Origin of the sequence: Nonomuraea rhizosphaerae, assembly GCF_019396405.1 — a bacterium.
GTDB classification, from domain to species: domain Bacteria; phylum Actinomycetota; class Actinomycetes; order Streptosporangiales; family Streptosporangiaceae; genus Nonomuraea; species Nonomuraea rhizosphaerae.
In genome coordinates, this window is record NZ_JAHKRL010000311.1 from 1 (window position 1) to 4,535 (window position 4,535).

8 protein-coding genes are annotated in these 4,535 nt (G+C 66.8%); all 8 read left to right on the plus strand.

What is annotated here, in order from left to right; translation table 11 throughout:
- Positions 1–280: 280 nt before the first annotated feature.
- Positions 281–589: a 30S ribosomal protein S10 gene (gene rpsJ, locus KME77_RS15615; protein WP_012887830.1), complete on the plus strand. Its 309-nt coding sequence runs from the start codon at positions 281–283 to the stop codon at positions 587–589.
- A gap of 14 nt (positions 590–603) precedes the next feature.
- Entirely contained in the window at positions 604–1,257 is a 654-nt protein-coding gene (gene rplC, locus KME77_RS15620) for a 50S ribosomal protein L3 (RefSeq protein ID WP_219467570.1), read from the plus strand.
- Positions 1,254–1,901 carry a 50S ribosomal protein L4 gene (gene rplD, locus KME77_RS15625; protein WP_219467573.1) on the plus strand — a complete coding sequence of 216 codons (648 nt, stop codon included), beginning with the start codon at positions 1,254–1,256 and terminating at the stop codon, positions 1,899–1,901. The genes rplC and rplD overlap by 4 nt, the downstream gene beginning before the upstream one ends.
- Positions 1,901–2,203, plus strand: coding sequence for a 50S ribosomal protein L23 (gene rplW, locus KME77_RS15630; protein WP_125644678.1), 303 nt, complete (start codon positions 1,901–1,903; stop codon positions 2,201–2,203). The genes rplD and rplW overlap by 1 nt, the downstream gene beginning before the upstream one ends.
- Positions 2,204–2,308: 105 nt before the next feature.
- Positions 2,309–3,145: a 50S ribosomal protein L2 gene (gene rplB, locus KME77_RS15635; RefSeq protein ID WP_219467577.1), complete on the plus strand. Its 837-nt coding sequence runs from the start codon at positions 2,309–2,311 to the stop codon at positions 3,143–3,145.
- Between the two features lie 11 nt (positions 3,146–3,156).
- Positions 3,157–3,435 (plus strand): 30S ribosomal protein S19, encoded by a 279-nt coding sequence (gene rpsS, locus KME77_RS15640; protein WP_189126392.1) that lies wholly within the window; start codon positions 3,157–3,159, stop codon positions 3,433–3,435.
- A 31-nt stretch (positions 3,436–3,466) separates the two neighbouring features.
- Positions 3,467–3,820 carry a 50S ribosomal protein L22 gene (rplV, locus tag KME77_RS15645; RefSeq protein WP_219467581.1) on the plus strand — a complete coding sequence of 118 codons (354 nt, stop codon included), beginning with the start codon at positions 3,467–3,469 and terminating at the stop codon, positions 3,818–3,820.
- Positions 3,820–4,535, plus strand: a 716-nt coding sequence (gene rpsC / locus KME77_RS15650; RefSeq protein ID WP_219467585.1) for a 30S ribosomal protein S3, incomplete at its 3' end; no start/stop codon positions are given. The genes rplV and rpsC, both read left to right, overlap by 1 nt.

Sequence of the window (4,535 nt, forward strand, 5' to 3'; positions counted from 1 at the left end):
GGCCGCACCGTCGGCGCCGGCCGGGTCGTAAAGATCATCAAGTAGCACGATCGTCGGGGCGGCGGTCGGCCCCGGACACCGGGACCGGCCGCCGCACCACGTAAAGGCTCCAGGAAGAACCGTGATCTCGCAGTTTCTTCGGACGTGACCGAAGTAACTGCCGGATCACGGAAGAAATGACAGATCAACAACGTCTGTCACCTGGGGTCAAGCACCACCACCAGCGGCAACAGGCCGCACGATACTTTTTCAGACGACAGCGAAGGACACCGAGGCCACTATGGCGGGACAGAAGATCCGCATCCGGCTTAAGGCCTATGACCACGAGGTCATCGACAGCTCGGCCAAGAAGATCGTCGAGACGGTGACGCGGACTGGCGCGAAGGTCGCGGGCCCGGTGCCGCTGCCGACCGAGAAGAACGTGTACTGCGTCATCCGCTCGCCGCACAAGTACAAGGACAGCCGCGAGCACTTCGAGATGCGCACGCACAAGCGGCTGATTGACATCATCGACCCGACGCCCAAGACCGTCGACTCGCTCATGCGGCTCGACCTCCCCGCGGGCGTCGACATTTCGATCAAGCTCTGAGGGAACGCACTGACATGGCTAAGACGATCAAGGGCGTCCTGGGCAAGAAGCTCGGCATGACCCAGGTCTTCGACGCGGACAACCGGATGGTTCCGGTGACCGTGGTCGAGGCCGGTCCGTGCGTGGTGACCCGGGTCCGTACCGCTGAGAAGGACGGCTACTCCGCCGTCCAGCTCGGCTTCGGGCAGGTCGACCCCCGGAAGGTCAACAAGCCGCTCGGCGACTACCTGCGCAAGCACGACATCACCCCGCGCCGTTACTTCGCGGAGATCCGCACCGACGACGCGAGCGACTACACCCTGGGCCAGGAGCTGCTGGCCGACACCTTCGAGGCCGGCCAGTTCGTCGACGTGACGGGCAAGAGCAAGGGCAAGGGCTTCGCCGGTGTCATGAAGCGGCACGGCTTCGGTGGTCTGGGCGCGTCGCACGGTACGCAGCGCAAGCACCGCTCGCCGGGTTCCATCGGTGGCTGCGCCACCCCGGGCCGCGTTTTCAAGGGTCTGCGCATGGCTGGTCGGATGGGCAACGTCCGCACCACCGTGCAGAGCCTCAAGGTTCACTCCGTCGACGTCGAGAACGGTCTCATCCTGATCAAGGGTGCGATCCCCGGCGCCAACGGCAGCCTGGTCCTCGTCCGCACCGCTGCAAAGAAGGGGGTCGCCAAGTGACCAGCATTGACGTCCTCGACGCCAGCGGCGGCAAGGCCGGCACCGTCGACCTGCCCGAAGACATCTTCGGCGCCAAGGTCAACATTCCACTGATCCACCAGGTGGTCGTGGCCCAGCTCGCCGCTCGCCGGCAGGGCACCCACAAGGCCAAGACCCGTGGTGAGGTCAGGGGCGGCGGCAAGAAGCCGTACCGCCAGAAGGGCACCGGCCGCGCCCGTCAGGGCTCGACCCGCGCGCCGCAGTTCACCGGCGGTGGCGTCGTCCACGGCCCGGTCCCGCGCGACTACTCGCAGCGGACGCCCAAGAAGATGAAGGCCGCCGCGCTGCGCGGCGCCCTCTCCGACAGGGCCTCCGGCGGGCGCGTGCACGTGGTGAGCGGCCTGGTCGACGGCGAGACGCCGAAGACCAAGGCGGCCCTGGAGGCCCTGCGCAAGATCACCGAGTCGCGGACCGTCCTCGTCGTGGTAGACGAGGCCGACGAGCTGACCTGGCTGAGCCTGCGCAACGCCCCCGAGGTCCACCTGCTGGACTCCGGGCAGCTCAACACGTACGACGTGCTCGTCCACGACGACGTCGTCTTCACCCAGGAGGCGTACGACCAGGTCGTCGCCCGCCTCAGTGACAGCGGGAAGGAAGAGGCCTGATGGAGAAGATCGCCGACCCGCGCGACATCATCATCAAGCCGGTCGTCTCCGAGAAGAGCTACGGCCTGATCGATGAGAACAACAAGTACACGTTCCTGGTGAGAAAGACCGCGAACAAGACCCAGGTCAAGATCGCCGTCGAGCAGATCTTCGGGGTCAAGGTCACCAGCGTGAACACCATCAACCGGCAGGGCAAGCGCAAGCGCACCCGCACCGGTTTCGGCAAGCGTCCCGACACCAAGCGCGCGATCGTGAGCCTGGTCGAGGGCGATCGGATCGACATCTTCGGTCAGATCGGCTAGCAGCCATAGAAGTGAGGCGGGCCGCATGGCCTGCCAGGGGTCGAGACCGTCGCACATCCGTGCGGCGGGCTCACCCATGTAACCGACGAAGGATGAACGAAAAAGATGGGCATCCGTAAGTACAAGCCGACGACCCCGGGTCGCCGCGGCTCGAGTGTCTCGGACTTCTCCGAGATCACCCGCAGCACGCCCGAGAAGTCGCTGCTTGCACCCCTTCACAGCAAGGGCGGCCGCAACGTACACGGCCGGGTCACCGCTCGCCACCAGGGCGGCGGTCACAAGCGCGCCTACCGGATCATCGACTTCCGGAGGCACGACAAGGACGGCATTCCGGCGAAGGTCGCTCACATCGAGTACGACCCCAACCGCACCGCCAATATCGCTCTGCTCCACTACGCCGACGGCGAGAAGCGCTACATCATCGCGCCGACCGGCCTCAAGCAGGGCGACCGCATCGAGAACGGCCCCGGGGCCGACATCAAGCCGGGCAACTGCCTGCCGCTGCGCAACATCCCGACGGGTACCTTCATCCACGCGGTGGAGCTCCGTCCGGGCGGCGGCGCCAAGCTCGGCCGCTCCGCGGGCGCCCAGATCCAGCTGCTCGCCAAGGAGGGCCAGTACGCCACGCTGCGTATGCCGTCCGGCGAGATGCGCATGGTGGACGTGCGCTGCCGGGCCTCGGTGGGCCAGGTCGGCAACGCAGAGCAGGCCAACATCAACTGGGGCAAGGCCGGCCGTATGAGGTGGAAGGGCAAGCGCCCGACCGTCCGCGGTGTGGCCATGAACCCCGTCGACCACCCGCACGGTGGTGGCGAGGGCAAGACCTCCGGTGGCCGCCACCCGGTGAACCCCAAGGGCAAGCCCGAGGGCCGCACCCGTCAGGCCAACAAGCCAAGCGACCGGCTGATCATCCGTCGTCGGAGCAAGAGGAAGAAGCGGTAGGAGCAGCCGAAATGCCACGTAGCCTTAAGAAGGGTCCCTTCGTGGACGACCACCTCGCCAAGAAGGTGGACGCCCAGAACGAGAAGGGCACCAAGAACGTCATCAAGACGTGGTCGCGGCGCTCCATGATCGTTCCCGACATGCTCGGGCACACGATCGCCGTGCACGACGGCCGCAAGCACGTCCCGGTGTTCGTCACCGAGTCGATGATCGGTCACAAGCTCGGAGAGTTCGCCCCCACGCGGACGTTCCGCAGCCACGTCAAGGACGACCGGCGCAGCCGGCGATAGACGCCTTCAGAAGCATTTAGAGGAGTAAGCGATGGAAGCCAGGGCTCAGGCGCGGTTCGTCCGTGTCACGCCCCTCAAGGCCCGCCGTGTGGTGGACCTTATTCGCGGGCTGCCCGCTTCGGAGGCGCAGGCCGTGCTGCAGTTCGCTCCCCAGTCGGCGAGCGAGCCGGTTTACAAGGTGCTCAGCAGCGCCATGGCGAACGCTGAGCACAACTTCGATCTCGACCCCGCCACGCTCGTCGTGAGCCGCGCGTGGGTCGACGAGGGCCCGACGCTGAAGCGGTTCCGTCCGCGTGCACAGGGTCGCGCCTATCGGATCAACAAGCGGACGAGCCACATCACCGTGATCGTGGAGTCCCGCGAGCCGAAGGGAAGGACCCGATAGTGGGCCAGAAGGTTAACCCGCACGGGTTCCGCCTCGGCATCACGACCGACTTCAAGAGCCGGTGGTACGCCGACAAGCTGTACAAGTCGTACGTCGCCGAGGACGTGGCGATCCGTCGCATGCTGCAGAAGGGCATGGAGCGGGCCGGCATCTCCAAGGTCGAGATCGAGCGCACCACGGACCGCGTGCAGGTGGACATCCACACCGCGCGTCCGGGCATCGTGATCGGCCGTCGTGGCGCCGAGGCGGACCGCATCCGTGGCGACCTGGAGAAGCTGACCAAGAAGCAGGTCCAGCTCAACATCCTCGAGGTCAAGAACCCGGAGATCGACGCGCAGCTCGTCGCGCAGGGCGTGGCCGAGCAGCTGTCCAGCCGGGTCTCGTTCCGTCGTGCCATGCGCAAGGCGATGCAGTCGGCCATGAAGTCCGGCGCCAAGGGCATCCGTGTCCAGTGCTCCGGTCGTCTGGGCGGCGCCGAGATGTCGCGGTCGGAGTTCTACCGCGAGGGCCGCGTGCCGCTGCACACGCTTCGCGCGGACATCGACTACGGCTTCTACGAGGCCCGCACCACCTTCGGCCGCATCGGCGTGAAGGTGTGGATCTACAAGGGCGAGGCGCCCACCAGCCGCGCCGAGCGTGAGGCGGCCGCGGCCGGTGCTCGCGCCGGTCAGCGTCGCGAGCGCGACGACCGTCGCGGTGGTGGCGGCGGCGACCG

Bases quoted from the DNA above. Each gene is read 5' to 3' on its own strand.
- rplV (WP_219467581.1), top strand. From the start codon at position 3,467: ATGGAAGCCAGGGCTCAGGCGCGGTTCGTCCGTGTCACGCCCCTCAAG.
- rplC (WP_219467570.1), top strand. From the start codon at position 604: ATGGCTAAGACGATCAAGGGCGTCCTGGGCAAGAAGCTCGGCATGACC.
- rpsS (WP_189126392.1), top strand. From the start codon at position 3,157: ATGCCACGTAGCCTTAAGAAGGGTCCCTTCGTGGACGACCACCTCGCC.
- rplB (WP_219467577.1), top strand. From the start codon at position 2,309: ATGGGCATCCGTAAGTACAAGCCGACGACCCCGGGTCGCCGCGGCTCG.
- rplW (WP_125644678.1), top strand. From the start codon at position 1,901: ATGGAGAAGATCGCCGACCCGCGCGACATCATCATCAAGCCGGTCGTC.
- rpsJ (WP_012887830.1), top strand. From the start codon at position 281: ATGGCGGGACAGAAGATCCGCATCCGGCTTAAGGCCTATGACCACGAG.